This window comes from Paenibacillus jepli (genome assembly GCF_047238105.1).
Lineage (GTDB): Bacteria > Bacillota > Bacilli > Paenibacillales > Paenibacillaceae > Paenibacillus_D.
Genome location: NZ_JBDFMD010000001.1, coordinates 2,470,594 through 2,495,249 on the forward strand (window position 1 = coordinate 2,470,594; position 24,656 = coordinate 2,495,249).

Sequence of the window (24,656 nt, forward strand, 5' to 3'; positions counted from 1 at the left end):
CAAATGATAAAGTCCGGCGCCGGGCGACAGTGCGACCGACTCATCCAGTTCATTTGAAACGCGTAATTCTCAACAGTACTGACGCTGCGAGGGAGCACGATCTCGAGTGCAATCACCGGGTCACCCGTGACCGCTGGTCAGCCTGTTATTACGGAGCTTGCCGGAATGACAAGATCAACCTCGCTGCCCGAAGAGTAAAGCACCCTTGCCTCCGTATCACTCGTTACGGCATAAGTGAAATCACCGTCCACTTCTGCATGGGAAACTGGCGTCGGCGCGATCGGCAAGATCGGGCCAAGCAGCGCCACAATCATCAAACCTATCCACAGTTTCCGGGATGCAAAACGATTCATTTTTTTATTCATAGTGTTCGATCAAAACCTTTCCTTATTTTAGACCATCCTACCATTGCCTAATGAAAGAACTATGAAAGAATCGTGGAGGCCCTGCGAACACAATGCTTCGGCTTTGCGCCCGCGCGCGCCATTGCGTGAGCATAAACAGCTTAATAGCGATATCTGATATACCTTGCGACTCCTCGAACATGATATTGCTTAACTCCGGCGTCAACTCGACTCTATTGTTGGTCCACTGATATTCCATAGACATTGCAGTAGCCATTCCAGCTCCTCACCAATTGTTCCTGTTTTGGTACTTTTCATTGACGATTAGCGCTTGTCTCATCGTATGTCACAGAAGCTAATGCAGAATTGTCTTAAATAAAAATAGATAAAGGAGGCATTAACAAATGAAGATTTTAGTTGCTGGAGCAAGTGGCGTCATTGGGAGGGTACTCATTCCGATGCTAGTACAAAAGGGACATGAAGTGATTGGGTTAATACGCAACCCGGAGCATGCAGAAAGTTTAAAGAAAGCTGGAGCTTCATTCGTCCAAGCGGATGTATATGATCGCAAGAATCTGTTCAGAGTACTTGCCGAAACATCCCCAGAGGTGGTCATTCACCAACTGACTTCGTTGCAGGCTATGGATCCATTCGCCAATGCAAGAATTCGCGTGGAAGGAACAAGAAACTTAGTGGATGCTTCGCTCGCCGCTGGCGTTCGCCGGATGATCGCGCAAAGCATTACAATGACCTATGCGCCAGGAGAGGGGCCCGCAACGGAGGATTGTCCATTAGACTTTGAGGCTCCGGAACCGCAACTCACGAGCGTGAACGGTGTTCATGCTCTGGAAACCACCGCTGCGGAAATGCCGGAGCATGTCATTCTTAGATATGGCGTACTGTACGGTCAAGGGACCTGGTACGATTCGAACGGATTGTTCGCAGAGCAAGTTCGGCTCGGGAACTTGCCTGCTACTGACGGAATCACTTCTTTTGTGCATACAGAAGACGCCGCGGTTGCAGCTGTTTTAGCACTGGACTGGCCTACAGGAACCTATAACATTGTGGATAGCGAGCCAGCAGCGGGTACCGAATGGGTGCCTGTCTATGCGAAAGCCCTTAACGCTCCTGAACCCAAGCCAATGTCAGGAAGCGCGAGAGGAGAACGTGGTGCGCTCAATGCAAAGGCACTTCAGAATGGCTGGAGTCCGCGGTTCGCTTCATGGCGTGAAGGTTTTCCTCAGACGCTTCATTAAGGGTATCTGAAGACGCAGTCCGGAGCAGGCGTTTCACAATGATCCCATCCGCTTGGTTTGTGGAGCCCTCGGTGCTGGCAAACGCCTTTCTCCACTGCGAGAGTCGGATGGTCGACAAGACGGGATGCATCAGCTTCAGGAACGGCAGAGCCCCGCCATTTCTACAAGGGCTTGCTCGAGCAATTGGGCTGTGAAGCGAAGTTTTACCGCGGCGACGCCAAAAGGCAGCTGCACCGAGAAATTGAACTGATGCGCGGACTGCACCACTTGAAACCGTGCGTAATTGTGGACGAAGCGCACTTGCTGGATCGGGAAATGCTGGAGGAAGTACGGTTTCTGCTCAACGTTCGGATGGATTCGGAGAGCCCGACCAGGTTCATATCTAACGGTACGATGGGAACCCCAGGTGGGCATTCCCTTTTACCACTATGCGGACTGGAAGTCCGTCAGATGATGGACAAGATGTTCCGTCTTTCTCCGGTCAAATTACGTTGTCAGCAACATTCAACAGGCTGCCGAAATTCGGCAGCCTGTTCATAGTTGTGCTATAGTACCTAACTCAAGAATTCGCTTAAACAGTCTTAATGGTAATTGTCTTGCTGGTCACGTCCCAGTCAACTTTGGCTCCGAGAGACTCACTAATGAAGCGGACGGGAACGAGGGCGGAATTGTTTACGATAACTGGTGGAACAGCGATTTCCAGCTTCTTTCCGTTCACCCAAGCCGTCTTTTCTCCGACTGTTAACCGGATCGACAGGTTGCCTTTTTCTGCCGTAATGGTTGAGGAAGAGGAACTCCACTGGACTTTCGTGTCCATCGCTTCGAATATGGCTCTTAATGGCACCAAGATTCGTCCCTCCTGATTAATTGGAGGCTGGCTCATTTGCAAATATTCCCCATTAACTTCAACAAAATAAGGATCCTTCTCTAGCGTTTCATTCGGATAGCTTGCGATTGCTACTGGGATTTTGCCGTTCCATTTCGATCCGTCCCCAAGATAAGGAGCTCCCCACGACCAAAGCGTTCCATCCGCTCGGATGGCCATTGAACGGAAGCCGATGCCGTGAGCCGCGATTTTAGTAATCTTCTTCAACCCTATAACCTGGCTGAGCTTATCGTTCGACTGGAAAGAACCATTCCCCAATTGCCCTCCCGCATTCGTTCCGCTCGCCCAGACCGTGCCGTCCTTTTTAAGAAGCAGGGGTCCGCCTGCCGAAGCCTGAATGGCGGCCACGCCTGTCGCTCCTTCCAACTTGCGGGCAGTAGAGTCGTCGTCCATGGAGACTCCATTTGACATACCTTCTCCGATAGACCCCCAATACCATACCACCCCATCTTTATCAAGCCCGTAAGTATATTGAGAACCGACGGCGACTTGCACAATATTTTCGACACCTGGTATTTGCGTCAACTGCTCTAGATACTGCCATACGGTTCCATCTTTCTTAAGCGCGACGAAACTTCCATAGCCTGACGAAATAGAAACTACGTCTTTCAACCCGTCTAATTTCTTGAGAACGCCAGTATTTCGAATTGTGCCGTCTGAATCTTGGTAGTAGAGTCCACCCCAACCCCAAACGCTGCCGTCCTTCCTCACGGCAAAACTTCGCGTCCAATCGGCTTCAATGGCAACAACATCGGTAAGACCGGACACTAAAGCTGGCAGTGCTCGGCTTGTATCGTTCCCATCTCCGAGCTGGCCGTCATGATTGCCGCCCCATGCCCATACCGTACCATCCTCACGAAGAGCCAGAGAATGTGTTTGGCCTCCGGCAACCGCGATGACATCGGTCAAACCCGGGACCTGCTCGGGAACGAGTGCAGAAAGGTTGGTCTCACCACCGTCGGATCCTCTGTAAGTTGTGATCTCGCCCCACTGCCATAGGGTTCCATCGTTTTTAATTCCCAAGCTGTGGCTGACTCCTACCGCGATGGATCTCCAACCCTTCACGGACTTCAATTCCGCTTGCGCATCGGATATCGGAATTGCTGTCCCTACGGACAGAGCAACAACAAGCGCCATGGCAGCTATTTTCGATTTAATCTTCATGTATTATTGGCTCCTTCTCTTTTATTCACTGTACGCAGTTCCAACAAAGGTTATCCCTGAGGTCCCTTGGTTGTACAGCCTCCTTCTCCAATGATTCCTGTCTCCGCATAACCTCCCGCACTGTAATGGCAGGATACCCAGCACGTGCGGACAAATCGAACCTATCCTCGTTTTTAAGAAACAGCAGCGCGTCCAATCGATACTCACGAATTGCGTGATCGATCCCCTGGCCTCGAGCGCGAGAGAGCAGGGTGAAAAGAAAGCAAAAAAGAAGGCGGAGCTTGCGCTCCAGGTTCATCACCAGCAGTTGAAGCGTGATCACGGATTCATTGGTCTGAGGAAGACGTGCGCGAATACAGCCAAGCCCATACTTGCGCTTGCCTTCTCCAAACTTGCCCTCAATCGCATTTCGCTGGCCGGTATCTTGTTTGAGGACTTGCTTTTCTTGGTTTGTCGACCCCTTCTTAGGCTTTCGTCCCAGGGCAGGTCCGCTTAACCGAATGCCGTGCTGCTTGCAGAACCGCCGATTCTCGCGCGTGCGATAGTTTTGATCCGCCTGAATGACTGCGGGGTAGACGCCGAGGCGCTCGCGGTACTTCTCGACCACGTCCATAAGCGTCGTGCGCTCTCATAGTTGTTCCAGGACAGGCGGTCCAGAAACGCATAGCCATTGACCATGCTCACTGCGATCTTGGCTCCGAATTCGACGCGGGCCTTGGCCTTCCCGCGTACGATCGGCCGGACATGGGGTTGCTGGATGCTGACGATCCGCTCGTCCATCTGATGCGTACGGTTGGTATACATGTGAAGCTGTTGACGATACAGTTCATGAATCACCAGCAAATCGCGATAGGCTCTCCGGCTAAGCTGAGCAGATTCAGGTCGGTGGGATACGCCACGTCCGATGGCGTACAGGTGGCGTCGACCAGCCCGAGCCCCATCCGCAAACTGATGGTTTGCTGGCCACGGAACGTGTCTGTGAAAAGCTGGCCATAGGCTTTCTCAGCCTCTGACCAAGGTACCAGCCGCGCCAACTGAACCCAACGATTGTCCTCGTCCAGTTTTCCACCAAACGGTAAAAAGAACTCAGCATGATCATTTCATTTTCAAGATGTGCGGTGGGTTTGAACATATTCGTCACTCCATCTGCAAGGATTTTGGTCCGCTCTTTGTACGTTCCCTTGCATATGATTTCGACATAAATAGGGCGACACCTTTGTTATGCTTAGCTTTTAGGCCTTTATTTCAGCTGTCAGCAAGCCCTAATTAGCGCCGCATAAATTCCGGAAAGAGAATGGAAAGAATAATAAATATAATCTGTCCTACTACGAGGGCAATGGTCCATTGTATTGCCTTACGTGACGGCGGTGGGCCATCGCACAAAACTTTAATACCAAGTGGGACTAATGCTATGCATAGTCCAAGTATTATGAATGTAGATTCTAATCTTGTTCCTTTAAGCGTACCCAATGGCAAGAAAAACATGGATGCCAAGGCTAGCGAGCGGATAAGACCTAACGTGTGTGAGCGGTAAGCACCAATCGCTAATAATATCCAACCGAACATCATCATGCCATTAAAATAACGAACAATGTGGAAGGCGTGGTAGGAGTCACTCACTGCGTTTGTTGCAAGATCAAGACTTTGTACATTTACAAGTTGAAAGGCCATATGATCAATGCCGCCATGAAAAACACGTCCTATCAACCCTAAAATGGTAAACATACCACCCCAAATGGCTAAGGTAGGATGTTTCATACCAATAAGCCTTACTAAAGTAATGATTCCCGGCCATAAGAAAAGACATCCCAGTACAAAACAACTGTAGGCTGCTGTAACCAGCACAGGCTGTTCGGAATATGCATTAAGCTGCGCGTCGTAGAAAAAATGAAATTCTATCCTCAATAGAGCCGCAGCGAGTATCAAGAGAGGTCCAATTATTAAGGATAGGCCACCAATCCAACGCCCGGGGAACCAAAAAGCAGTATTTTCTTTTTCAGACAAATTCTCTGCTGGCGTTTTAGGCTTCATAAGCATTACCACCACCTAGAATCTCTCTAATTTGCCGAATCCCTTCCTTAATATTCCAAATGGCAACGCCTATTGTGATCAGAGCGAGAATGACCATACTGCTTCCTTGTACTGTGGAATTAGGCACCCCTACTCCTTCTACTTGTGTAGATACTAAATGGATCCCCCCGTAAATAAGTATCATCAAAATGAATGTTGTAATTGGAATTAGGTGGGATATACACGCTCTTTTCCCATGCCATCTCATCTCTTCATGTCCGAATATCATGGTGAGGAGAGGGAAAATAAATGGAGCGAAAAACATACTGAAATAGTTTAATGATGATAAAAAATTTCTATTTGAGAACATACCTGTACCCCCTTTAACTTTAATTTTACTTTGAAAGGAACTGTCTCCCTTTATTAACTCATCTAAACTGATTTCGAATAACTCACTTATTTTAATTAGATTTTGAATATCCGGATACCCTTTTCCATTTTCCCATTTATAAATAGCTTGTCTGGTAACATTCATTTTTTGTCCCAACTGCTCTTGTGTCAGGTTTTCCTTACTGCGTATCGTTCTAATTTGTTCGCCAAGTCTCATAGGACGTTCCTCCTTCCTTCAGATTCATTGTATTGTCCTGCTTAATATTACGCAATAAACGCCTGATATACATATGTAAACGCTTGGTTTACATTGAGGATACCGGCACTTTATAAATTCGGCTTATGTAGTAAATATTGATTTGTTTTAGGACGTAAAAATGGGAAGGTCCAATTCGGACTTTCCCATTTCAGTTCCATTAAAGCACTCGGCGCACAATAGCATCTCCGTCGGGTTGATGACGTCCGTGAGCCTGCTTAAGCGCTTGCAGTACCCGTTCTTTTGTCACCCGATCACTCGCGTGCCAGCCCACGAGTTCACAGGAGTACAGCTCCATCCACGCTCTGTCCTGACGCGCCTGCTACTCTCGGGACGGTCCTTCCATTTGAATACCCGCTGCAAGACACTTCGAGCATGCAGCACATCTTCTCCAGCAAGCACTCGGAGCGGTGTTCATAGATAAATGTATTTTTTACCGACGGTCTTTCGCGAAGAAGTTCATCGCTTTTTAGGATGATTTCATTCTATTCCTGCAGGTCAGGTATTCGCTTTTGCATCTCTCGCAGCTAAAAAAAAGAGGTGATGTCCGCATGCAGCTGGTTCAAAAAAAGAAAGAGCCTAATAAATGTACTTATTAGGCTCCCATCTCAGCTGTTGATAAAGCTAGAGTTCACTTTCTGAGTTTTTACATCAAGACAATAATGCCTTCAATCCACTCTCTCTCCTTACTCCACCGTCACACTCTTCGCCAAATTCCGCGGTTTATCGACATCATGCCCCAGCGCCAGCGAAGCGTAGTAGCTCAGCAGCTGCAGCGGGATGACGGACAATGCTGGAGTGAGCAGGGTCAGCGTGTTCGGGATCGCAAACACTTCATCCACCGACTTGGCGACCTCTTGCTGATTGCTCTGGTTAGTGACACCCAGGACGTGGGCGCCGCGCGCCTTCACTTCCTTAACGTTGCTGATCGTCTTCTCGGCCAGCTCCTCTTGGGTGACCAGCGCGATCACCGGCGTACCTTCCTCGATCAGCGCCAGCGTGCCGTGCTTGAGCTCACCGGCAGCATAAGCTTCCGAATGAATGTATGAGATCTCTTTCAGTTTCAGCGAGCCTTCTTGCGCGACAGCAAAGTCGAGGCCGCGGCCGATGAAGAACAAGCTGTTGTGACGCGTCAGCGACTCTGCGATCTGTTTCAATACAGGCGCCTGAGCCAGGATCGTCTCGACCTGCTCCGGCAGCTGCTGCAGCGCTGTCGTGACACTGCCGATCCAGTCGGCGTTGCGGGTGCCTACCGTCTGGGCCAGATATAAGCCGACCAGGTAGAACGCGATGAGCTGGGACGTATACGCTTTGGTCGAAGCGACCGCGATCTCTGGTCCGGCCCAAGTCGTGATGACATCATCCGCCTCGCGGGAGACGGAGCTGCCGACGACGTTGGTGATCGCCAGGACACGGGCTCCGCACCGTTTGGCTTCGCGCAGCGCGGCCAGCGTATCCGCCGTCTCACCGGACTGGCTGACGACGATGACGAGCGTCTCTGGCGTGATAATCGGACTGCGGTAGCGGTACTCCGATGCGACATCCGTCTCTACCGGGATGCGAGCCAGCGATTCGATCACCGACTTGCCGACCAGACCGGCATGGTATGCCGTACCGCAAGCTACGATATGGATCTTGTTGATCGTTTTGACCTGCTCCTCTGTCATCCCGATCTCTTTGAGCACGATCTGCTGGCCATCGTCCGAGATCCGGCCGCGCATCGTGTCGCGGTAGGCCTTTGGCTGTTCATAGATTTCTTTCAGCATAAAGTGGTCGTATCCGGCCTTTTCTGCGGTCATCAGGTCCCAATCGACATGGAATATTTCCTTGGAAATAATTTCGCCGTCGGTCGTCAGCAGTTCGACACCATCCCGTGTCAAAACGGCCATTTCGCCGTCATCCAGGATGTAGACGTTGCGTGTATGCTCGAGGATCGCCGGGATATCCGAGCCGATGAAGTTCTCGCCGTCGCCAAGACCGATGACCAGCGGGCTCGCATAGCGTACAGCGACCAGACGATCCGGCTCATGCTCCGTCAGCACACCCAGCGCATAGGCGCCGCGCATCCGCTTGACCGCCTTTTGTACCGCCTGGACGATGTCGCCTTCATAGACGGATGCGATCAGATGCGAGATGACCTCTGTATCCGTCTCCGACACGAAGTTCACCCCGGAGATGCTGAGTTCTTCCTTCAGCTCCAGATAGTTCTCGATGATGCCGTTATGCACGACGGAGAACTTGGTCGACATGTCGGTATGCGGATGGGAGTTCATGTCGGACGGTTTGCCATGCGTCGCCCAGCGTGTGTGGCCGATCCCTGCAGAGCCCTGCAGCGGATCCCCCTGCAGCTTCTCCTCCAGGATGGCGAGCCGCCCCTTCGACTTGCGTACCGACAGACCGGCTGGCGTGAATACAGCGATCCCTGCCGAGTCGTACCCCCGGTACTCCAGCTTCTTGAGTCCTTCGAGCAGGATTCCCTGCGTTTCGCGTGTTCCGATATAGCCTACGATTCCACACATAATATAACAGACCTCCGTATAGGGATATTTTCCCTCTGGCCAACGGATGCCTATCCCACATGCGGTTCAAGGTTGTATGCAGTTTTTTTCCCGAACGGATCCGTGAGCAAAAAAAGCCTTCCGACCTAACCGATGTGTCATCGGCATCGTGGACATTCAGGAATGATATACATCCCGCTGCGCCTTTGTGCGACCGGTCGCCCCGTCGATTTGAAGCTGCAGCTTACGGTAGAATGTTGCTACCGGGAGGTCCCCGCCGAACAATCCGAACACCTCCACCTCGTCAGCTTGCCTGGGATGCTGTGTTTCTCCGTGCCAATCCCGTGCGCAAGCTCTGGCGCTTGTGTTGCAAAGTAACCTCGACCCTCGCTCTCCTCTGGAATGATACTTCCTATCATATTCATTTTCATGCCGACTTGCAACCAAAAGGCATCCATTCCTTGAAAACAGCGCTTCCACCGCGTCCTCGTCCCAAGAACAAGCAAGGTTGCCCCATAGGCAAAAATACGAAAAAACTCGCCCAACCCAGCCCAACTCCACATGCTCACCAGACGAGCACGAAATATCGTGTTTATTTGAGCGTTTTTAGCCAAAAGCACGAAATAAACACGAAAAATCATGTTCATTTGATCAAAATCAGCTATTTCCTAGAAATAAGTATGAAATTTCGTGTTCATTCCTTCAATTAATGAGGAATCCAGTAAGTTGTCCCCTAAACAGCCAGCCACCGCAGCTTACTGCGGCAGCTGGCCCACTAGTCTGAACTCAAGATTCGATGTCGAACCCGCTTCTATGCGATACTTCGTGATCAAAAGCGACTCTTAACCTAGTTGAGCTTTGACGACGTCAACGATCTGCTGCACATACTTTTCGATCTGATCCTTGTCCGGACCTTCGGCCATGACACGGATCAGCGATTCCGTACCGGAAGCACGCACGAGCACCCGGCCGTCGCTGCCCAGCTCCTTCTCCACAGCCGCCACCGCCTCATCGATCGCCACATTGCCCTTGAACAGGCTCTTATCGGCGACCCGGACATTGACCAGCACTTGCGGATACTTGCTCATGAGCGTCTTCGCTTCGCTCAGCTTCTTGCCGCTCTCCACAAGCGTGTCGACGAGCTGCAGCGCAGTCAGGATGCCGTCGCCGGTCGTGTTGTAATCGAGGAAGATCATATGGCCGGACTGTTCGCCGCCCAGGTTGAAGCCGCCGCGGCGCATCTCTTCCATCACATAGCGGTCGCCAACAGCCGTCTTGGCCGTCTGAAGTCCGATACCCTCGGCCGCCTTGAAGAAGCCGATGTTGCTCATCACCGTCGTCACGACGGTATCCTCATGCAGCTTGCCGGCCCGCTTCATGGCGTCGCCGCAGATGCACAGGATATAGTCGCCGTCGATCTCGGCGCCCGTGTCATCGATCGCGATCAGTCGGTCGGCATCGCCGTCGAAGGACAGGCCCAGGTCCGCGCCATGAGCAAGCACCTGCTCGCGCAGATATTCGGGGTGTGTCGAGCCGACGCCGTCGTTGATATTGAGACCGTCCGGTTCTGCGCCGACCGTGATAATCTCTGCGCCAAGCTCCTGGAACACGGCAGGTGCCAACTGATAAGCGGCGCCGTGAGCGCAGTCCAGGACGATCTTCAGACCGTCGAAGCGGTGGCTGATCGTCGTCTTCAGGAAGCTCAGATAGCGCTCCTGCGCATCCTCCAGCACGGTGACGGTGCCGATATCGCCGCCCTCTGGACGCGGCAGCGCGTCGGTCACGCCGTCCATCAGCCGCTCGATCTCCAGCTCCGTATCATCGGAGAGCTTGAAGCCGTCGCCGCCAAAAAATTTGATCCCGTTGTCTTCAACCGGATTGTGCGAAGCCGAGATCATCACACCGGCTGCAGCGCCCAGCTCACGAGTCAGATAAGCCACGGCCGGTGTCGAGACGACGCCCAGCTTGATGACGCTGGCGCCGATTGAGAGCAGGCCGGCGACGAGCGCAGCTTCCAGCATCGGCCCGGAGATTCTGGTATCTAGTCCGATGACCACCTTCGGCTTGTCTGCCTCTCCCGCCAGAACATAGCCGCCGCAGCGCCCGATTTTATAAGCCAGCTCCGGTGTCAGCTCGCGATTGGCGACGCCGCGCACACCGTCTGTTCCAAAATATTTCCCCATGGGTTCAATTCTCCTTTAAGTGCGAGTTACCTCAGTCATGCCTCATTTGTATATCGATATCCCAGCATACGCCTATAATTGGCTATGCGTGCCATACTCGGTATTCAATACGCTAGCGGAATCTGATCAAACGGCCCTTCAAACGTCGGTATCCGGTTCCGAGGGCGTGTGAAGACATGGCACGGCCCCACAGAACCGCTGCGGCCGCCCCTGCAGCCGCGAGTCCTGCTGTGAGTATGCCATATCGCAATAGGGCCATTCCTCTCCGCTCTCCCAGCGGCGGGTGCTCCTGCGCTTGTCCTGCAAGCGGGCCCTGATCGTGTGGCAGCTGGTACCCCGGGCTGCTGACGGCCGGACTGCCCGTGCCGACAAGCCCCGGCACAGGTAGCAGACTGCTGCTGCCATTCCTCTGCCCTGCAGCCTGTTCCGGCTCGGCCGGAACGGGCTGAGCCGGACTGCCGGCACCTTCACCATGCTCGCCAGTCTCGGTCTCACCCGGCGGAGTAAGGGTGCCGAGATTGCCGGCATTCCCCTCGTCCTGTCCTGTTCCAGTGGGCGGCGGATCCCCCTCGTTTCTTACACCGCCGGTACCGGCCTGTCCATCTGGCGGCTGTTCGGTCCCGCCAGCGGGTTCTTCTTCGTTGCCTGGATCCGTGCCGTCTTCTCCATCTGGCGAGGCCGGCGTCTCATCGGGATCATTGGTCTGGCCATCATCATCAGGCGGGAGGGTCTCTTCATTCTCGGATCCTGGTGTACCCTCGTCACCAGGCTCCTCCGACTCCGGGGGAGTCATTGCTTCCTCGGAGTCCGTAATCTGCACGGTGACAGTCAGCGCGCTGCCGCTCGCTTCCCGCACGAACCGCGGCAGCTGGATGTCCAGGGGGATCTCATGGGTACCCGGGACTTGCCCGTTCAGATCGGCGATCAATTGGATGTCGCCCGCGCCCAGCTGCGCCAGCACCCCGGGCGCGCCCGTCACCTGGATATCCACACGCTGGCTGGCCGGCGAGACGATCTGCGCCTCCAGTCCATCAGACAGACCGCTCAGCCGGATGGGCACTTCCGGTACCGTCATCGTATCGGAAGGCGCCACCTCAACCGTAATATCCAGCTGCTGCGGCGTGATCCCCGCCGTACCCGGTGGCGGATCGAGCTCGACGGTCACCGTGCCCGACTGGCGGATGCCATTCAGATTGACGACCACATCATCATAGTACTCCAGCTGATCGAGCTCCGACTGCGGTCCATACACCGTCACCTCGTCCACCTCCGGCACGACCGAGAGGAGGCTCACGCCTTCCGGCAGACTGCCGGCCTGGCCGATCTGCAGCGGCAGTATCTTGTAAGGCTTGACGATCGGCACCTCGACCTCGACGCTTGCCGGGTTGATCGCCGCATCGGTCATTTCTTCGCCGGCGGTATCGTACACTTTGAGCTCGACGCGTTTTTCTATGACCGTGTTCTCTTCTCCATCCACATCCACGACAGCCCCGACCCAGCCGACCAGATCGAGCTGATCCTCCGGCAAGGTGACGAACGCCCGGTTGCCCGGCTTGATGATCGGCGTATCCGCCCTATAATCATGAGCCGGCTCACCGGTCGTCCGGATCTGCACTTCATATTCATTGGTCTGCATCGGCACGAGCTCTACCGTCACCCGCGAGGGCGAGAGCTCTATGAATTGGACGCGTCCGGGCAGATCATAGTTCAATTGCAGGATATGTTCCCCGTCCTGTACATCGGTCAGATCGACGTATACCTTATAGTCATCCGGCGAGGCAGCCATCAGGACCGCCCGGTTGCCGCGCACCGTGAGCCGCACATTGTCAGGATCGAGCACGCGCAGATCGTGCAGAGACTCGTCCAGCCCTTCCGCCGTCACCGTAACGGGGATGTCTCGTGTTTCCAGCAGGGAAGCGACATTATTGGGCGATTCACTGTCAAAATGGACGACCGCCCACAGCAGGATCCCGATCAGCACGGAGATCACTTTGAGCGACGTGGGGTGGCTCAGCCATTTATCCATTGTTATCCCCCTTTCTCTTCCAGAAGGAGACCTTGGATTTCATATTCTCACGCGTCGACGCCTCCGGCCGCAGTTCTTCGAACAGCTTGGAGATCAGCGACTCTTCTTTGATATCGCGGACGATCATGCCGCCCAGAGCGAGCGAGACTTGTCCCGTCTCCTCCGAGACGATGACCGAGATCGCATCGCTCACCTCGCTGACGCCGATGCCCGCACGATGGCGCGTGCCCAGCTCTTTGCTGATAAACGGGTTCTCCGACAACGGCAGATAACACGCCGCAGCCATGATCTGTCCGCCCTTGATGATGACCGCCCCGTCATGGAGCGGCGAATTCGGGACGAACAGATTGCTTAGCAGCTGCGAGCTGACCCGGGATTCCATCGCGATGCCCGACTCGATGTATTCGCTCAGTCCCGTCTCGCGTTCGAAGACGATCAGAGCGCCGATACTGCGGCTGGAGCAATAATTGACCGCCTTGATCACTTCATTGATCCTCTCGTTCAGATCCTCGTCCAGCACATTGGTCCGGCCGAAGATCTTGCCTCGTCCCAGCTGCTCCAGCGCACGCCGGAGCTCCGGCTGGAAGATGATGAGCACCGTCACCACGCCGAAGGTGAACATCTGGTTCATCAGCCACTTGAGTGTGTACAGATCAAACCACGTGCTGATCGCCCAGGTGGCGACGAGCACGAAGATCCCCTTCAGCAGCTGGACGGCACGCGTCCCTCGCACCAGCAGGAACAAGCTATAGATAATGTAGCTGACGATGGCCACATCGATAATATCCTTGATGAGCAGATTCCATGTCAGATCCGAAAAGTAGTTCATGGGCTTACCCCCAGCTAGCGTTCCAAGTCCATCTCTCTATAGAATATCAAAGTCGCTCGCTAATGTCTAAAATCCCTTTACATTATTTTGAGAAAGGCTTGCACTGCCTTGATCTACAAAAAAACCTCCCCGTAAGACAGGGAGGCTGTGGTTAGAAATTTAAGCCGCTGACCGTCGTTGTTACCTTATACCATAACCAATCAATGGCTTGGTTAATCTGGCGGTTCTCGCCGACGATCTTCGCCGTGGAAGCGAGATTGGTCGATCCATCGATGACCGTCAGATTGCCGAGCACCTCGCCGTGCACTTCGGCGATGCCGTTCTCGACCGTCAGATCGCCGCGGATCTGCACCCCTTCGGGCACGATCACTCGCCCGTCTTCGAACACCAGCTGCTTCAGATCATCACCGCGGACGATCAACTCGGTATTCTGTCCCCACATGGCCAGGAAGCTCGAGAACATCACCAGCGTGAACACGACGGCCACCGTCAAAGCGGGATGCCTGCGGATAAACGCAGCCCAGCCTTGCTTGCGGCGCTGCACCGGCAGCTGGCTCATGATCTTCTCCGTGAGCGCACGGGAAGCGGCGGCATCAGTACCGGCATCCGCAGAGTTATGCAGCCCTTCGACCATGGTCGCATGCAGAAACGCATCTGTCCGCTTCAACTGCTCGAACCGGTTCCGACAGTCCGGGCAGCCCATCAGATGCGCTTTGAGTTCTTTGACTTGTTCCCGGGGCAAATCGTCGTCCAGATAATCATGCATCCATACGATGGCGACGTTGCATTTCATGGCAGCCAATCCTTTCTGCGAATTGCTTAAAACAGTGTTCAAAAAGTAGGCTTTTTGAACTACCTTATAAAGCAAGCTTGTTGCTGCTATACGATACGTGCCAACGCACAAGATGTTTCAAATTTTTATAAAAATTTTAACTACAATGTTCTCTCCAGTTTTTTCCTGAGAAATTCCCTGCCCCGGTGCACCCGGGTCTTGACCGTAGTAACCGGCATGCCCAGAGCATCGCCAATCTCCTGAAGCGAGAGCTCCTGCAAATAGCGGAGCACCATCACCGTCTTGTACTTGGGCGGCAGCGTCGCCATCGCCTGATGGATGATCTGCTGCGTCTCCGACAGCAGCGTCTCGCTCTCTGGGGTACGATGGTCGCTGGGGATCATCGAGTATCCGTCCAACCCTTCGAACTCCGACGATTCGGCATCCAGCGAATAACTGGGTTTGCGCTTGCGGAGCCGGTCGATGCACAGATTGGTCGCGATGCGATAGATCCATGTAGAGAATTTCATGTTCTCGTCATAACGCTCAAGGTTATTGTAGACGCGCAAAAAAGCCTCCTGCACGACATCCTCGGCTTCCTGACGATTGTTCAGCATGCGGTATGCCATATGATATAGTTTGTCCTGGTAGAGTCCCACAAGCTCTGCAAATGCTTGTTGGTCTCCTTTGATGGCCATGCGCGCCAAACGCGCTTCCAAAGATTTCACGAACCATTCCTCCAAACCTAACGCCCACCGGCCGGATCATCCCGTCCCGGGTCTTGCAGCTGCGTCCGATCGCCTGATTCTTTCTCTCGATCACCTGTTCTTCTGAATTCTGTATAAAAAGAGCCGGGCGCGCAGACTCCCTTGTACTGCCTTCGCCCGACTCTGATGCTGTACTTCAAGTCCTTTTTTTTGGGATCACGAAGCGATCCGATCCGGCACTACCCGGTATTGCGCAGTCCTGCCGCGATGCCGTTGATCGTCAGCAGCACCTCGCGCAGCAGCTCCGCGTCATCATTGCCCTGCTCGCGCAGCTCTCTCAGCTCGGCGATGAGCTGAACCTGCATGTAGCTGAGCGGATCCACATAAGGATTGCGCAAGCGGATCGATTCCTGGATGACCGGTACGTTGTCCAGAATCTCCTGTTGTCCGGTGATCTTCAGGATCAGATCGCATGTCAGCTTATGCTCCGACTCGATCAGTCCGAAGATCCGGTCGCGGACCGCCTCATCCTTGATCATCGAGGCATACTCCCGGGCGATCACCAGATCCGCCTTGGCCAGGGCCATCTGCAGATTGTCGATCAGCGTGCGGAAGAACGGGAACTCGGTATACATCGTTCGCAGCGTATCCAAGCGGTCTTCTTTGCCGCCGATGTACTTCTGCAGCGCCGTACCGGCTGCGTACCAGGCCGGCAGCAGATAGCGGCTCTGCGTCCAGGCAAATACCCACGGAATCGCCCGCAGATCCTCGAAGCGGTCGCTGTTCTTGCGCTTCGACGGCCGCGAACCGATGTTGAGCTCGCCCACCTCGGAGAGCGGCGTCGACTCTTTGAAGAACGTCATGAAGTCCGGATCGCGGAAGATCAGATCCTGATACGTGGTCAGCGCCGTCTCCGAGATCTCCCGGGCGATCGCGTCCCACTGCTTCTCCGCCTCCGGCTCCTGGTTCGGGAACCGTGCCAGCCGCGCTGCGGTTACGAGCGCCCATGTCGCCTGCTCCAGACTGCGGTAGGCGATCCCTTGCATCGAATACCGCGAGGAGAGCACTTCGCCCTGCTCCGTAATCTTGATGCCGCCGCCGACGGTGTGTGGCGGCTGGGCCAGGATGCTGCGGTTGAGCGGCATGCCGCCGCGCCCGAGAGCGCCGCCGCGGCCGTGGAAGAACTTCAGCTTCACGTCATGCTGCTTGCCCACCTGGGTGATGTCCTGAAGCGCTACGCGCAGCTCCCAGTTGGCTGTGACTGCGCCGCCGTCCTTGTTGCTGTCGGAGTAGCCCAGCATGATCTCCTGCAGATCGCCTCGTGCCGATACCGCGTCGCGGTACACCTGGAGACGGAACAGACGGGCCATAATGTCCGGTGCCGCATGAAGGTCGTCGATCGTCTCGAAGAGCGGCACCGACTGCAGCGTGCAGCGGGTCGTGCCGTCAGCCTCCTGACGAAACAGGCCGACTTCCTTGGCGAATACCATGACTTCCAGCAGGTCGCTGGCGCCTTGGGTCATGCTGATCAGGTAGCTGGAGATGCAGCCCTCGCCGAACTCCTGCTGTGCCCGGTAGATTGTCTCATAGACGTCCAGACATTCGCGCGTGCCATCCGAGTAGTCCAGGTAACCGGCCGTCAGCGGACGCGGATCAATGAGCAGCTGATGCAGCAGCTCGATTTTCTCTTCCTCCGACAGTGCAGCGTAGTCCGGCACGACATTCATCTTGGCCAGAATCTCAGCCATCGCATTCTCATGCTCTTTGCTGTGCTGGCGGACATCCAGCGCCGACAGGTGGAACCCGAACAGCTCGACCTGACGGACCAATTTCTTAATATACGTATCAGCAACATAATCCGCATAATGATGACGAAGACTTCCGTCGATGACGAGCAGGTCGGCCTTGAGCTCTTCCGGGCTGTTATAGCGCTTGGCCGTGCCTTTGAGCGCCGGATTGCGCGTGTTGGTCAGCTTCTCCAGCATGAAGGACAGCTTGATCCGGTAAGGCTCCTTCTCATTGCGCCACATCTCGATGCATTTGACGGTCTCGATCTGGCTGCGGTCGGCAGCAATCGACTCCTGCAGCTCATCCGTCACGTCGACGATGTTGGTGCTGAAGCTCAGCAGCTCCATCAGCTCCTTCAGCTTCTCCTCATACTTCTCCAGCGTCAGCTGGCGGTGCAGCGTCAGCGTCTCCCAGGTCACCTTGGCGGTCACGGACGGGTTGCCGTCGCGATCGCCGCCGATCCATGAGCCAAATCGCAGGTAAGTCGGCACATGCCAGTCTTCGCCAGGATAATACTTGGCCAGGCAGCGTTCGAGCTCTTCGTAGACATCAGGCAGCACTTCGAAGAGCGTCTCGTCGAAATAGTACATCCCGTTGCGCACTTCGTCGATCACGGTCGGCTTGCGGTCGCGCAGTTCATCGGTCTGCCACAGCGTCAGCACTTCGCTGAGCAGTCTCTCACGCAGCTTCTCCCTCTCCCGGTAAGTGAGCGTAGGATTGTCCAGCTCCATCATCTCGCTGGCCATCCGCTGGTGCACATCCATCACTGCGCGTCTAGTCGCTTCTGTCGGATGCGCCGTCATGACGAGCTCGAGCGAGATCTCGCTGAGCATCTCCTTGACGACAGTGACGTCGATCTCCCGTTCCTTGAGCGTCTGCACGGCACTCTCGATCGAGCCTGGTTGTACCGATTCGCCAGCCGAGCGCTCATAGTCGCGTTTGCGACGGATCCGGTGGTTCTGCTCAGCGATGTTGACGAGTTGGAAATAAATAGCGAATGCTCGGATCACCTGATGACGGATCTCCGGACTCAGCGATTCGGTCACTCGCTTGAACTCCTCGTACAGCTCAGGCAAGAACTCCGCACGCAGTGTTTTGCTCATCTCACGGATCTTCTCGACGATCTCCAGCAGCTCCTCGCCGCCTTGATGGACGAGAACCTCGCCCAATATATTTCCCAGAAAACGGACGTCCCGGCGCAACAGATTGCTCGATTGCGGGCGGGCAGCCGTAGGTGATACAGTCTGCTCAGACATATACGAATCCTCCTGTAAGTTCCCCATGCATCGGTTTTTTCACTTGTTACATCATACTACAAAAAACCCCGCTGTTGAAGACCTGACGGGCCGATTACCAAAAGAAAGACAATGCCGGCCGTCAGCGCCAGATCAAAATAAAAAGACCCTTGGCAGGCAAGGGTCTGTAACATGTCGCAATATGGAGCGGGTGATGGGAATCGAACCCACGCTATCAGCTTGGAAGGCTGAAGTTCTACCATTGAACTACACCCGCATATCAGCTTGCAAAGGTGATGCCATGGATGAAAAGTATGGTCGGGACGACACGATTTGAACATGCGACCCCCTGGTCCCAAACCAGGTGCTCTACCAAGCTGAGCTACGTCCCGAAATGAAATGAAAATGGCGTCCCCTGAGAGATTCGAACTCCCGGCCTTTTGATTCGTAGTCAAACGCTCTATCCAGCTGAGCTAAGGGGACATCATATGGAGCGGAAGACGGGAATCGAACCCGCGACCCTCGCCTTGGCAAGGCGATGCTCTACCGCTGAGCCACTTCCGCAAGTGTGCTTGTTGTGCCCCATACTGTAAAGGCGACAAGAAATAATATAGCAGGTATTTCGAGAAAAAGCAACTATTATTTTATAAAAAAATCTTTCCAGCCAGACTGTCCCCGGACAGACCTCTCCCCCGCCCCTTGCCAGAGCGGGGGAGTCAGATCCCGGCAGCGCAGACTTGCCCTATGCCCCTACGGTTACCAGCTTCTTGGCTCCGGGCTGCATCTGTGCAGATGGCGCCTGTGCCGGCGCTTCCTCATGGGCGAGCGCAAAAGGCAGGCACAGCGGTACTCCTGTGCGCGGATCCGGCACGACATCGGCTTCGATGCCGAACACTTCGCGCAGAATATGCGGGGTCATGACCTCGACAGGAGAGCCCTCGCCTGCTACCCGGCCTTTCTTGATCGCGATCATATGATCCGCGAAGCGCGACGCATGGTTCAAGTCGTGGACAACCATGACGATCGTACGCTTTTCCTTTTCGTTGAGCGTCTGCAGCAGCTGCAGCACTTCCAACTGATGCGCCATATCCAGAAACGTCGTCGGCTCATCAAGGAAGATGATGTCCGTACCCTGGGTAAGCGTCATCGCGATCCAGGCGCGCTGACGCTGGCCGCCGGACAACTGGTCGACCGGACGGTCGGCGAATTCAGTCATCCCTGTCGCTTCGAGCGCCCACTGGACGACGCGGCGGTCCTCCGCGCTCATCGAACCGAAGCCCTTCTGGTACGGAAATCTGCCATACGACACGAGCTCCGAGACCGTCAGACCATCTGGTGCCGTCGGATTCTGGGGCAGGATCGCCAGCTGTTTGGCCACCTCTTTGGTGGATTGCTTGTGGATCGACTTGCCGTCGAGCAGGACGTTGCCGCTTGCCGGCGACATGATGCGCGCCAACGTTTTCAGGATGGTCGATTTGCCTGAGCCGTTTGCTCCGACAAGCGCCGTGACCTTGCCTTGCGGAATCGCAATATTGAGGTTCTCCACGATCATGCGTTTCTCATAAGCAATATTCAAAGCCGTCGTCGTCAAACGAATCATCGGTCCAACACTCCTCTAATCGTCAGCGTCCATCCTATATGTATGAATGCTGCTTAAGGTTTACGGAAATTAAGGTGAAGCGGCTGCGCCATCCTATGGGACGAGGCAAGACTCACTCCAGGATCAGTCCAAGCTAACTTCCTATGTCATGCATGATAATGATTATCACTATATGGAACATGATAATCGTTCTCAGCTGTAATTGTCAAGGCCTAAGCTGCGATTGTCACATTATCTACACTAGTGCATACCGCCGCTGCCTCCTGAAACAAAATCCTGTTGATATCAGCGCTGGGCTGTTAGCTGAGCAGCTCCTGTGGCCCCGCTCGTTCCTTCCTTACCTGCCGCTGCAACACCAAACGGCCGGATCCAAGTAACCCCCCCCCTGCTTGGGCGGGAATCCGCCAAACGGCCGTTCACGCATCAAGCGTGGCTTAGACGTCACCAACGCGCGGCATAGGCGTCTCCAACGCGTCGGTCCCGGTAGGCGGCACGAGCGCAACGCGGAGCGCCGCGGCAGACGCCGCAGCTATCGCTCCGCTGCTGTGCTATCGGCCTGTCCGAGCCCTGTCACGCTGCACCTAGTTGGGCGAACTTCCGCCATTCGGTCGGATTCAAGTAACATTTTACCCCTGGTTGTGGACCGCGGCATCCAACCCAGCTGGGAGCACAACTTATCCACAAGAAACGAAAGTCATAATTTCCTGAATAAAAAACGGCACGAAACGACCCTCCGTTTCATACCGCCTGCGAGTTGCGCCCACAGCTCCCTCCCAGCAAGCCTCGGCCATCGCCCGGACCGCTATCTGCTCCTCGACAGCAAGTAGAGGAAATAAGGCGCGCCGATGACGGCGACGACGACCCCGACCGGGATCTCCTGCGGCTGCAGGATCATCCGGCTCGTCACCTCGGCGATCAGCATGAGCAGCGATCCCGTAAGGGCCGCTGCCGGCAGCAGCAGCTCATGCTTGGGGCCCACCAGCCGCCGGGCCAGGTGAGGGCCGATCAGGCCGACGAAGCCGATCCCGCCGCTCACGGCTACGCATGATCCGGCCAGGCCGACCGCCGTCGCGAGCAGCTTCAGGCGCTCCCGCTCCACCGGAGCCCCGAGGCCGCTGGCCGTCTGCTCGCCGAGATTAAGCACGTTAAGCACTCTGGCTTTCGTGAAGGCATACGGCAGCAGGATGACAATCCACGGCAGCAGCGCCAGCACGAATTTCCAGTTAGAGCCCCAGATGCTGCCGGCCAGCCAAGTCGCGACGAATTGGTAACGCTCCGGGCTGAGCCGCAGCGTCAGGACGATCATCGCCGCGCTGATGCCCGCAGCGACCCCGATCCCCGTCAGCAGCAGCCTGGTCGGCGACAGGCCGTCCCGTCTACTGTAGGCCAGACTATAGATGAGCAGCGCCGTCAGCGATGCTCCGATCAGCGCCAGCACCGGCAGCATGAACACCGGGGCAGCAGCCGTAGAGGAGTAGAACGAGATGACCAGCATGACCACCAGACCCGCGCCGGCATTGATGCCGAGGATGCCCGGATCGGCCAGCGCGTTGCGGGAGACCCCTTGCAGGATGCAGCCGGAGACGGCCAGTCCCGCTCCGACGAGCATGGCGATCACGATCCGCGGCAGCCGGAAGTCAAACAGGATCAACTGCTGCTTGTCGGTTCCCATCCCGACCAGCGTTTTGATCACATCGAACGGCGTCAGGCGGCTGTAGCCGGTATTCATGCAGATGATAAAGACGAGGGCGATCAGCAAGCCTAGAATAATCAGTACCCGGATGCCCCGGGCAGTGCGCTGTTGTTCGCCGATTGAGCCTTGCAGTTTCATCACAGCTCCCTCCTTTCCTTGCGTGCAAGGTAGAGGAAGAACGGCACGCCCAGCAAGGCGATGACCGCCCCGATCGGCGTCTCGTACGGCGGGTTGACGACCCGCGCAGCCAGATCGGACAAGACGACCAGCAGCCCGCCCAGTACAGCCGAGCACGGGATGATCCAGCGATAGTCCACCCCGACCAGATAACGCGCCAGATGGGGGATGATCAGGCCGACGAAGCCGACTGCGCCCACGACAGCGACGGATGAGCCTGCCAGCACCAGGACGATGATCGTGCATACGACCTTAGTGAGCCCGGTCCGTTGTCCCAAGCCCGCAGCGACCTCATCCCCCAGGCTGAGCAGCGTCAGCGAACGGGACATGACAAGCGCCGCCAGAATCGCTGCCAGAGCCCAAGGAATCATGATCTTGAGATGGAGCCACTTGGTGCCCGACAAGCCGCCCGCATAGAAATACGCCAGATCCTGTCCGATCTGGTAGTACAGCGAGACCCCGTCCGTCAGGGCAGCCAGCAAGGCTGATACCGCAGCCCCGGCCAGCACCAGTCGTACCGGTGTCAGGCCGCCTCTGGCCAGAGAGCCGATCCCGAAGACGATGCCCGCACCTAGAGCAGCGCCCAGGAAGGCATACATGATCAGATACAGGAAAGGGAGTCCGGGCGAAAAAGCAAAGCAAAGCGCCATCACAAACGCAGCGCCGGCGTTCAGTCCCAGCAGACCCGAGTCCGCCAGCGGGTTGCGGGTCATCCCCTGCATGATCGCTCCGGCCACAGCAAAGCTCGCACCGACCATAACCCCGCCGATGACGCGGGGCATCCGCAGCTCGCGGATGATGAGATGCTCGGTAATCCCGCTGTTGAAGCCAAAAACAGCCTGCCACACGGTCAGCAGATCGATGTCTTTGGCGCCGAACGAAATCGACACTCCCATCCCCAGCAGCAACGCCACCAAGCCGCCGAACAGGATGGACATCGCAACGACTGGGCGGGTATACAGCTTTGGAGGCTTTGCCCGCCCCCCTTCTCCCGGGGAGAATGCCTCGTCCTTTGTAGTTTCATTTAACGCAGTCATTAGTTGTATTAGCCTCCGTGAGAGTGAATATCATTATCATTATAGCGGAAACTCTGCATTCAAGCTATGGCAAATAAAAAGAATTTTTTGTGGCTAAACGGGAAAAGTGGGTAATAACAACCAGCAATAATTCAGCAACTGCAGACGAAGGTACCGTCGGGAGGGAGACACGTATGATGAACAACCGCTTTTTTCGGATCAGTCTGGGGATACTGATCTGGTTATCGATTATTTTCATGGCGTCCTTGGTCGATTTTCTGTTCAAGCCGATTGCCGTGGCCTTCCACCTGCTCATCGTACCGGTGATGCTGTGCGGCTTTCTCTACTATCTCCTGCGGCCGCTCGTGGAGCTGTTCGCCGGCTGGAGGGTGCCGCGCACGCTGGCTGTACTGCTGGTGCTCGTCCTGCTCGTCGTCGTCACCTGCGGATTCTGGATCCTGATCTGGCCGACGCTCGTCAAGCAGACCGCTACGTTCATAGAAAGTCTGCCGGAGATCGTGGAGACGATGGAGAAGCAATACGACTTGTTGCGCAGCAATGGCTTCCTTAGCTCGCTCCTGCCCGAGAATTCATCCTTGCTGGCACGCATCTCCGATGCGCTCAGTAGCAGCTTCGCCGCCGTCTCGGATTATGCCGGCAGGGTGATCGATGTCGCCATGGATGTCATCATCGCGATCTCCATCATCCCGATCCTGCTGTTCTTCATGCTGAAGCAGACGGATCGTTTCCCCAAACGGGTAGTCCAGGTCGTCCCGCAGCGTTACCGCGCCGATGCGCTTGTCATGATGAGCGAGATCGATGCGGCGCTGAGCGGCTTTATCAAGGGCCGCGTCATCGCCACGCTGCTCATGGGACTGTTGATCTTCATCGGCTTCATGGCCATCCAGCTGCCCTACGGGCTGCTCTTGGCGTTGATTGCCACGCTGCTCAACTTCATCCCTTATATCGGACCGATCGTCGGCACGATCCCCGTCATCATCGTCGGTCTGACCGTGTCGCCGTGGATGGCGCTCTGGGCCGTGCTGATCATCATCGTCGCCCAGCAGATCGAAGAGGTGCTGCTCGCACCGTACGTGTACGGCAAGAGCATGGACATCCATCCGCTCATGACGGTTATCCTCATTCTGGCTGGTGCCGAGCTGGCCGGCTTCATCGGGCTGATCCTGGCCATCCCGGTCTATATGATCGTCAAGATCGCCGCTCAGCACATCTACAGCCTTTACATCACGGACCGCAAACAGCCGGACGGGATGCCGTGAGGCGTGGCGGGGCACGCGTGTGGTTAGGTTCGTGACAACGAGAACAGCGCCGCAGGCTCCCGCTAAAGCGTGGAGCACCTGCGGCGCTGTGCAAACTGGCACACAGCTGAGCACGAAAATTGATGAAACGTTTGCCTCACACGAGCTGCTATGCTTTTTTTTAGCATTACAATACGTATTCCCTCTTCCTTCTCGATTGTAATACTACTTATTAGCACTGCAGCCCGCATTCCCACCTCTTCCGCGCTTCCAATGCTATTTTCTAGCACTACAACACACCCTCCCGCCGCATTCGCACCACCAGCGCTGCCTATTACACTACCTCTTCAGAGACAAGGCTGCTAGAAGGCCCCTAGCCCTCAACGTGTCAGACCAGCCGGCCGATGGCGCGCCAGAGGCGCCGCAAAGTACAGCCCGAGGAACACGGCGCAGCCGAACCACTGATACGGCTCTACACGGCCCAGTCCGATCTCCAGCAAGGCCGCCGCCCAGATACCGATCAGCAGGCCCAGCCATATCCAATACGATTTCATTTCAATCGCCTGC

The 24,656-nt window shown here is 55.4% G+C and carries 18 protein-coding genes, 4 tRNA genes and 2 pseudogenes; 3 read left to right on the forward strand and 21 right to left on the reverse strand.

Annotated features, from left to right (window positions below; translation table 11 throughout):
* Positions 1–137 precede the first annotated feature (137 nt).
* Positions 138–365, reverse strand: coding sequence for a hypothetical protein (locus ABC336_RS10850; RefSeq protein ID WP_413238686.1), 228 nt, complete (start codon positions 363–365; stop codon positions 138–140).
* Positions 366–748: 383 nt separating this feature from the next.
* On the opposite strand from ABC336_RS10850, the gene ABC336_RS10855 reads away from it, so the two are divergent.
* Together ABC336_RS10855 and ABC336_RS10860 are read left to right on the forward strand one after the other, a co-directional pair.
* Entirely contained in the window at positions 749–1,600 is an 852-nt protein-coding gene (locus ABC336_RS10855) for an NAD-dependent epimerase/dehydratase family protein (RefSeq protein ID WP_413238687.1), read from the forward strand.
* A gap of 183 nt (positions 1,601–1,783) precedes the next feature.
* Positions 1,784–2,140 carry an AAA family ATPase gene (locus ABC336_RS10860; protein WP_413242488.1) on the forward strand — a complete coding sequence of 119 codons (357 nt, stop codon included), beginning with the start codon at positions 1,784–1,786 and terminating at the stop codon, positions 2,138–2,140.
* A gap of 31 nt (positions 2,141–2,171) precedes the next feature.
* On the opposite strand, the gene ABC336_RS10865 is transcribed toward ABC336_RS10860, so the two are convergent.
* From ABC336_RS10865 to ABC336_RS10955, 19 genes and pseudogenes are all read right to left on the reverse strand, one after another.
* Positions 2,172–3,650: a stalk domain-containing protein gene (locus ABC336_RS10865; protein ID WP_413238688.1), complete on the reverse strand. Its 1,479-nt coding sequence runs from the start codon at positions 3,648–3,650 to the stop codon at positions 2,172–2,174.
* Between the two features lie 21 nt (positions 3,651–3,671).
* Positions 3,672–3,888 (reverse strand): annotated as a pseudogene (locus tag ABC336_RS10870) (amidase); the annotation flags it as partial.
* Positions 3,883–4,782, reverse strand: a pseudogene (locus tag ABC336_RS10875) (transposase); the annotation flags it as partial. The pseudogenes ABC336_RS10870 and ABC336_RS10875, both read right to left, overlap by 6 nt.
* A 134-nt stretch (positions 4,783–4,916) precedes the next feature.
* Positions 4,917–5,681, reverse strand: a complete 765-nt coding sequence (locus ABC336_RS10880) for a hypothetical protein (RefSeq protein ID WP_413238689.1) — start codon at positions 5,679–5,681, stop codon at positions 4,917–4,919.
* Entirely contained in the window at positions 5,671–6,267 is a 597-nt protein-coding gene (locus tag ABC336_RS10885) for a helix-turn-helix domain-containing protein (protein WP_413238690.1), read from the reverse strand. Before ABC336_RS10885 ends, ABC336_RS10880 begins: the two co-directional genes overlap by 11 nt.
* Positions 6,268–6,992: 725 nt before the next feature.
* Positions 6,993–8,825, reverse strand: coding sequence for a glutamine--fructose-6-phosphate transaminase (isomerizing) (gene glmS, locus ABC336_RS10890; protein WP_413238691.1), 1,833 nt, complete (start codon positions 8,823–8,825; stop codon positions 6,993–6,995).
* A gap of 821 nt (positions 8,826–9,646) precedes the next feature.
* Entirely contained in the window at positions 9,647–10,987 is a 1,341-nt protein-coding gene (gene glmM / locus ABC336_RS10895; protein ID WP_413238692.1) for a phosphoglucosamine mutase, read from the reverse strand.
* 112 nt (positions 10,988–11,099) lie between these two features.
* The gene (locus ABC336_RS10900) at positions 11,100–13,013 is read right to left on the reverse strand and encodes a CdaR family protein (RefSeq protein WP_413238693.1); all 1,914 of its coding nucleotides are present in this window, start codon (positions 13,011–13,013) and stop codon (positions 11,100–11,102) included.
* The gene (gene cdaA, locus ABC336_RS10905) at positions 13,006–13,842 is read right to left on the reverse strand and encodes a diadenylate cyclase CdaA (protein WP_413238694.1); all 837 of its coding nucleotides are present in this window, start codon (positions 13,840–13,842) and stop codon (positions 13,006–13,008) included. Before cdaA ends, ABC336_RS10900 begins: the two co-directional genes overlap by 8 nt.
* A gap of 151 nt (positions 13,843–13,993) precedes the next feature.
* The gene (locus ABC336_RS10910; RefSeq protein ID WP_413238695.1) at positions 13,994–14,635 is read right to left on the reverse strand and encodes a zf-HC2 domain-containing protein; all 642 of its coding nucleotides are present in this window, start codon (positions 14,633–14,635) and stop codon (positions 13,994–13,996) included.
* A 140-nt stretch (positions 14,636–14,775) separates the two neighbouring features.
* The gene (gene sigW / locus ABC336_RS10915) at positions 14,776–15,342 is read right to left on the reverse strand and encodes an RNA polymerase sigma factor SigW (RefSeq protein WP_413238696.1); all 567 of its coding nucleotides are present in this window, start codon (positions 15,340–15,342) and stop codon (positions 14,776–14,778) included.
* 218 nt (positions 15,343–15,560) lie between these two features.
* Positions 15,561–18,365 carry a phosphoenolpyruvate carboxylase gene (gene ppc, locus ABC336_RS10920; RefSeq protein WP_413238697.1) on the reverse strand — a complete coding sequence of 935 codons (2,805 nt, stop codon included), beginning with the start codon at positions 18,363–18,365 and terminating at the stop codon, positions 15,561–15,563.
* Positions 18,366–18,547: 182 nt separating this feature from the next.
* A tRNA-Gly gene (locus tag ABC336_RS10925) sits at positions 18,548–18,621 on the reverse strand.
* Positions 18,622–18,659: 38 nt separating this feature from the next.
* Positions 18,660–18,736, reverse strand: a tRNA-Pro gene (locus ABC336_RS10930).
* 14 nt (positions 18,737–18,750) lie between these two features.
* Positions 18,751–18,827: transfer RNA gene (locus tag ABC336_RS10935), tRNA-Arg, on the reverse strand.
* A gap of 6 nt (positions 18,828–18,833) precedes the next feature.
* Positions 18,834–18,908: transfer RNA gene (locus ABC336_RS10940), tRNA-Gly, on the reverse strand.
* A gap of 178 nt (positions 18,909–19,086) precedes the next feature.
* Positions 19,087–19,944 carry an ABC transporter ATP-binding protein gene (locus tag ABC336_RS10945; RefSeq protein WP_413238698.1) on the reverse strand — a complete coding sequence of 286 codons (858 nt, stop codon included), beginning with the start codon at positions 19,942–19,944 and terminating at the stop codon, positions 19,087–19,089.
* A gap of 802 nt (positions 19,945–20,746) precedes the next feature.
* Complete coding sequence (locus tag ABC336_RS10950; protein ID WP_413238699.1) at positions 20,747–21,775, reverse strand: FecCD family ABC transporter permease; 1,029 nt, start codon at positions 21,773–21,775, stop codon at positions 20,747–20,749.
* Positions 21,775–22,851 carry a FecCD family ABC transporter permease gene (locus ABC336_RS10955; RefSeq protein WP_413238700.1) on the reverse strand — a complete coding sequence of 359 codons (1,077 nt, stop codon included), beginning with the start codon at positions 22,849–22,851 and terminating at the stop codon, positions 21,775–21,777. The genes ABC336_RS10950 and ABC336_RS10955 overlap by 1 nt, the downstream gene beginning before the upstream one ends.
* Positions 22,852–23,024: 173 nt before the next feature.
* Between ABC336_RS10955 and ABC336_RS10960 the strand changes: the two genes are divergently transcribed.
* Entirely contained in the window at positions 23,025–24,110 is a 1,086-nt protein-coding gene (locus ABC336_RS10960; protein WP_413238701.1) for an AI-2E family transporter, read from the forward strand.
* Positions 24,111–24,469: 359 nt separating this feature from the next.
* Here the strand turns inward: ABC336_RS10960 and ABC336_RS10965 are convergent, their stop codons facing one another.
* On the reverse strand, positions 24,470–24,643 hold the full coding sequence (locus ABC336_RS10965; protein WP_413238702.1) for a hypothetical protein: 174 nt from the start codon (positions 24,641–24,643) through the stop codon (positions 24,470–24,472).
* Positions 24,644–24,656: the final 13 nt, after the last annotated feature.

Coding starts and splice junctions, on each gene's coding strand:
- glmS (WP_413238691.1), bottom strand. CDS start 8,825: ATGTGTGGAATCGTAGGCTATATCGGAACACGCGAAACGCAGGGAATC.
- ABC336_RS10910 (WP_413238695.1), bottom strand. CDS start 14,635: ATGAAATGCAACGTCGCCATCGTATGGATGCATGATTATCTGGACGAC.
- ppc (WP_413238697.1), bottom strand. CDS start 18,365: ATGTCTGAGCAGACTGTATCACCTACGGCTGCCCGCCCGCAATCGAGC.
- ABC336_RS10865 (WP_413238688.1), bottom strand. CDS start 3,650: ATGAAGATTAAATCGAAAATAGCTGCCATGGCGCTTGTTGTTGCTCTG.
- ABC336_RS10885 (WP_413238690.1), bottom strand. CDS start 6,267: ATGAGACTTGGCGAACAAATTAGAACGATACGCAGTAAGGAAAACCTG.
- ABC336_RS10850 (WP_413238686.1), bottom strand. CDS start 365: ATGAATAAAAAAATGAATCGTTTTGCATCCCGGAAACTGTGGATAGGT.
- ABC336_RS10855 (WP_413238687.1), top strand. CDS start 749: ATGAAGATTTTAGTTGCTGGAGCAAGTGGCGTCATTGGGAGGGTACTC.
- ABC336_RS10900 (WP_413238693.1), bottom strand. CDS start 13,013: ATGGATAAATGGCTGAGCCACCCCACGTCGCTCAAAGTGATCTCCGTG.
- ABC336_RS10950 (WP_413238699.1), bottom strand. CDS start 21,775: ATGAAACTGCAAGGCTCAATCGGCGAACAACAGCGCACTGCCCGGGGC.
- ABC336_RS10880 (WP_413238689.1), bottom strand. CDS start 5,681: ATGAAGCCTAAAACGCCAGCAGAGAATTTGTCTGAAAAAGAAAATACT.
- ABC336_RS10965 (WP_413238702.1), bottom strand. CDS start 24,643: ATGAAATCGTATTGGATATGGCTGGGCCTGCTGATCGGTATCTGGGCG.
- ABC336_RS10945 (WP_413238698.1), bottom strand. CDS start 19,944: ATGATTCGTTTGACGACGACGGCTTTGAATATTGCTTATGAGAAACGC.
- glmM (WP_413238692.1), bottom strand. CDS start 10,987: ATGGGGAAATATTTTGGAACAGACGGTGTGCGCGGCGTCGCCAATCGC.
- cdaA (WP_413238694.1), bottom strand. CDS start 13,842: ATGAACTACTTTTCGGATCTGACATGGAATCTGCTCATCAAGGATATT.
- ABC336_RS10955 (WP_413238700.1), bottom strand. CDS start 22,851: ATGACTGCGTTAAATGAAACTACAAAGGACGAGGCATTCTCCCCGGGA.
- ABC336_RS10960 (WP_413238701.1), top strand. CDS start 23,025: ATGATGAACAACCGCTTTTTTCGGATCAGTCTGGGGATACTGATCTGG.